The organism is Streptomyces sp. NPDC054840 (assembly GCF_053611065.1).
This window is the reverse complement of the sequence record NZ_JBSGZP010000743.1, coordinates 1-3,352: the sequence shown is the minus strand read 5'-3', so window position 1 is coordinate 3,352 and position 3,352 is coordinate 1. Positions and strand designations below refer to the sequence as shown.

Here is a 3,352-nt window from a genome sequence, read left to right as displayed (position 1 = left end):
ACCCCCGACGGCTTCCTCGACGTGACGGAGCTCGGCTTCGGGCGCAGCGTGCACCTGCCGCCCGCAGAGCTCGCCGCCCGCGCCGCCGAGGCGACCGGGGCGCTGCTCGCGCCCGTGCTGACCGTCTCCACCGTGACCGGGACCGCCACCCGTGCCGCCGCGCTCGCCGCCCGGCACCCGATGGCCGGGGCCGAGGCCATGGAGGGTTTCGGGGTCGCGGAGGCGACCGCCGCGCACGGGCTGCCCGTACTGGAGATCCGCGCCGTGTCCAACGCCGTGGGCCCTCGTGACCGTGCCGCCTGGCGGATCGGGGAGGCGCTGACCGCGCTCGCCGACGGCTTCCGCGTGCTGGGGCCCGTACTCGCGAACTGGGGAGAACGCCATGAGCACCGGTGAACCGCTGAAGATCGCCTATTCGCCCTGCCCGAACGACACCTTCGTCTTCGACGCGTGGGCCCACGGCCGTATCCCGGGCGCGCCCGCCCTCGACGTCACCTTCGCGGACATCGACCTCACGAACGGCATGGCCGAGCGCGGCGAGCTGGACGTGCTGAAGGTGTCCTACGCCGTGCTGCCGTGGGTGCTGGAGGAGTACGCGCTGCTGCCCTGCGGCGGGGCGCTGGGGCGCGGCTGCGGCCCGTTGGTCCTGACCCGCGAGCCGGGGCTCGACCTCGCCGGGCGGACGGTGGCCGTGCCGAGCGAACGCTCCACCGCCTACCTGCTGTTCCGGCTCTGGGCCGCGGACGTGCTGCCGGAAGGCGTCGGCAAGGTCGTCGTCCTGCCGTTCCACGAGATCATGCCGGCGGTCCGCGGCGGCCGGGTGGACGCCGGGCTGGTGATCCACGAGGCCCGGTTCACCTATCAGGACTACGGGCTGCACTGCCTGGCCGACATGGGTGAGCACTGGGAGTCCACGACCGGCCTGCCGATCCCGCTCGGCGCGATCATCGCCCGGCGCTCGCTGGGCGCGGAGCGGCTGCGCGCGCTGGCCGAGTCGGCCCGTACGTCGGTCCGGATGGCCTGGGACGACCCGGAGGCCTCCCGCCCCTACGTGCGCGCGCACGCCCAGGAGCTGGACCCGGCCGTCGCCGACCAGCACATCGGCCTGTACGTCAACGAGTTCACGGCGGACCTCGGCGACTCCGGCTACGCGGCGGTGCGCGGGCTGCTGACCCGGGCGGCGGCCGAGGGACTGGTACCGGCCATCGCGCCCGGCTCGCTGGCCTTCCCGCAGGGCTGACCGCCCCGCATGTACGGCTGCGCCCCGTCGCTCTTTCGAGTGGCGGGGCGCGGCCGTACGTGTGCCGGTGACGCTCAGACGTCGAGCTGGTCGGCCACCGCGCGCAGCAGTCCGGCGATCTTCGTGCCGTGCACCTTGTCGGGGTAGCGGCCGCGCTCCAGCATCGGAGTGATGTTCTCCAGCAGGGTCGTGAGGTCCTGCACGATCGATGCGAGCTCGTCGGGCTTGCGCCGCTGCGCCGCCGCGACGGAGGGTGCCGGGTCGAGTACCGTCACAGAAAGTGCCTGGTCACCGCGCTGGCCCGCGACGACACCGAACTCGACGCGCTGGCCGGGCTTGAGCGCGTCCACCCCGGCAGGGAGCACCGACGAGTGGACGAAGACGTCGCCGCCGTCGTCACGGGAGAGAAAGCCGAAGCCCTTCTCACTGTTGAACCACTTGACCTTGCCGGTAGGCACGTCCGTCCTCTGTCCTTGTGCTCGTCGGGGTCCGGGGGCCGTGAACGGCTCCGGACAACAGCGCAGCGGGCCATGTGTGACCCGCCGCCTCAAGGCTAATGGTCAGGGGCCGGGTGACAAGACGTTCCCCGGTCCTTCGTCGTCGGCTGCCTTCGGCCAGGCAACTACCCTGGTGAGGTGACTGTTACTCCTCATTCCGACGAAGCGCGGCCCGGCGACGGACTCGTCAAGGCCGGCGGCGTCGTGTTCATCGCCGGGGCCGTGGCCACGCTGGCGACCATGGCTCCGCTCTTCCTCGACGTCGACCCGTTCCCGCCGTACGCGTGGGCGGTGTGCATGCTGATGGGCGTGGGCTTCGCCATCTCCGCCGCGGGCGTGCTCCGCTCGGCCGCCGCGCAGCGCAGGGCGGCCCGGGCCTCGCAGGCGTAGCCGCGGTCCTCAGACGGGCTGCGCGGCCACGTACCGGGCGAGCCACTGCGGCAGTGCGGTGAGGTCGGGCAGCACCACGTCCGCGCCCGCCTCGCGCAGTTCCTCCTCCGGGCACGGGCCGGTCGGCACCACCACGGACAGCGCGCCGGCCGTGCGGGCGCCGCGTACGTCCCCGACGTGGTCGCCGACGTAGACCTGCGCCCCGTACTCGCGCAGCGCACCGGCCTTGGCCTCCGCCCAGAGCCAGCCGATGACCGCGTCGGCCTCGATCCCGAGGTGCGACAGGTGCAGGCGGGCGTTCGGCTCGTGCTTGGCCGTGACCACGATCGCGCGGCCGCCCAGCGACTGGACGGCCTCGACGGCCTCCCGGGCGCCCGGCATCGCCGGGGTCGGCCCGATGGCATAGGTGGGGTAGATCTCCCGGTAGCGGTCGGCCATGGCCGGGATCTCGGCCTCCGTGAACCAGTGCGCGAGCTCCTCCTCCAGCGGCGGACCCAGCCGGGTGACCGCTTCGTCGGCACCGATGAAGGTTCCCGTCTCGGCGGAGAGGGCCTCGTAGGCGGCCTTGATTCCCGGGCGCGAGTCGATGAGGGTCATGTCGAGGTCGAAGCCGACGGTGAGGTTCATACCGTCCATTGTGCCGAGGCGGCCGCACGGGAGGCCGACCGCGGGCCTGCCTCAGGGCGAACGCGGGCCGAAGACTGTCCCCCGATGGAGCCGGCGACCCGCCGGGTACGGCGGCGGACATGCCCGCCATGTCACGAAGGGGCAAGGAGGGCGGATGCCACCAGGCACCGAGCACGACTTCGAGGCCTTTGCCCGGGCCGGTCAGCGCAAGCTGTACCGCACCGCGTACCTGCTGTGCGGGAACGCCGACGGCGCACGCGATCTGACCCAGACGACGCTCGCGAAGCTGTTCCAGCACTGGCGGCGGGTGTCCGCCGCCGAGTACCCCGACGCGTACGCCAGGACCGTGCTGACCCGCACCTTCCTCGCCGAGCGGCGACGGCGCCTGCGCGACCTGCCGGCCCATACGCGCGCCGATCCGCCGACCCGGCCCGAGCACGCCGACCTGCACGTCACCCTGCTCGCCGCGCCGGCCGAACTCCCGCCGCGGGCCCGGGCCATGGTCGTCCTGCGCTACTGGGAGGACCTGAGCGTCGAGACCGCCGCCGAGCTGCTCCGCTGCAGCGAGGGCACGGTCAAGAGCCAGTGCTCACGCGCC

General features: G+C 73.2%; 5 protein-coding genes and 1 pseudogene. 4 read left to right on the top strand and 2 right to left on the bottom strand.

Features of this window, described 5'->3' with window-relative positions; translation table 11 throughout:
* A pseudogene (locus ACWGIU_RS33280) lies at nt 1–396 on the top strand (futalosine hydrolase); the annotation flags it as partial.
* Nucleotides 383–1,240 (top strand): 1,4-dihydroxy-6-naphthoate synthase, encoded by an 858-nt coding sequence (locus ACWGIU_RS33275; protein ID WP_453711832.1) that lies wholly within the window; start codon nt 383–385, stop codon nt 1,238–1,240. The pseudogene ACWGIU_RS33280 and the gene ACWGIU_RS33275, both read left to right, overlap by 14 nt.
* A 74-nt stretch (nt 1,241–1,314) precedes the next feature.
* Here the strand turns inward: ACWGIU_RS33275 and ACWGIU_RS33270 are convergent, their stop codons facing one another.
* A complete protein-coding gene (locus ACWGIU_RS33270; RefSeq protein ID WP_030012939.1) occupies nt 1,315–1,698 on the bottom strand; it encodes a cold-shock protein in 384 nt (127 codons plus the stop codon).
* A gap of 177 nt (nt 1,699–1,875) precedes the next feature.
* Here ACWGIU_RS33270 and ACWGIU_RS33265 point away from each other — a divergent pair, with 177 nt between their 5' ends.
* A complete protein-coding gene (locus ACWGIU_RS33265; protein WP_453711831.1) occupies nt 1,876–2,127 on the top strand; it encodes a hypothetical protein in 252 nt (83 codons plus the stop codon).
* Nucleotides 2,128–2,136: 9 nt separating this feature from the next.
* Here the strand turns inward: ACWGIU_RS33265 and ACWGIU_RS33260 are convergent, their stop codons facing one another.
* The gene (locus tag ACWGIU_RS33260; RefSeq protein ID WP_453711830.1) at nt 2,137–2,754 is read right to left on the bottom strand and encodes an HAD family hydrolase; all 618 of its coding nucleotides are present in this window, start codon (nt 2,752–2,754) and stop codon (nt 2,137–2,139) included.
* Nucleotides 2,755–2,908: 154 nt separating this feature from the next.
* On the opposite strand from ACWGIU_RS33260, the gene ACWGIU_RS33255 reads away from it, so the two are divergent.
* Nucleotides 2,909–3,352, top strand: a 444-nt coding sequence (locus tag ACWGIU_RS33255; RefSeq protein WP_453711829.1) for a SigE family RNA polymerase sigma factor, incomplete at its 3' end; no start/stop codon positions are given.

Excerpts from the sequence above, each read along its gene's own strand:
- ACWGIU_RS33275 (WP_453711832.1), top strand. The coding sequence starts at position 383 with ATGAGCACCGGTGAACCGCTGAAGATCGCCTATTCGCCCTGCCCGAAC.
- ACWGIU_RS33260 (WP_453711830.1), bottom strand. The coding sequence starts at position 2,754 with ATGAACCTCACCGTCGGCTTCGACCTCGACATGACCCTCATCGACTCG.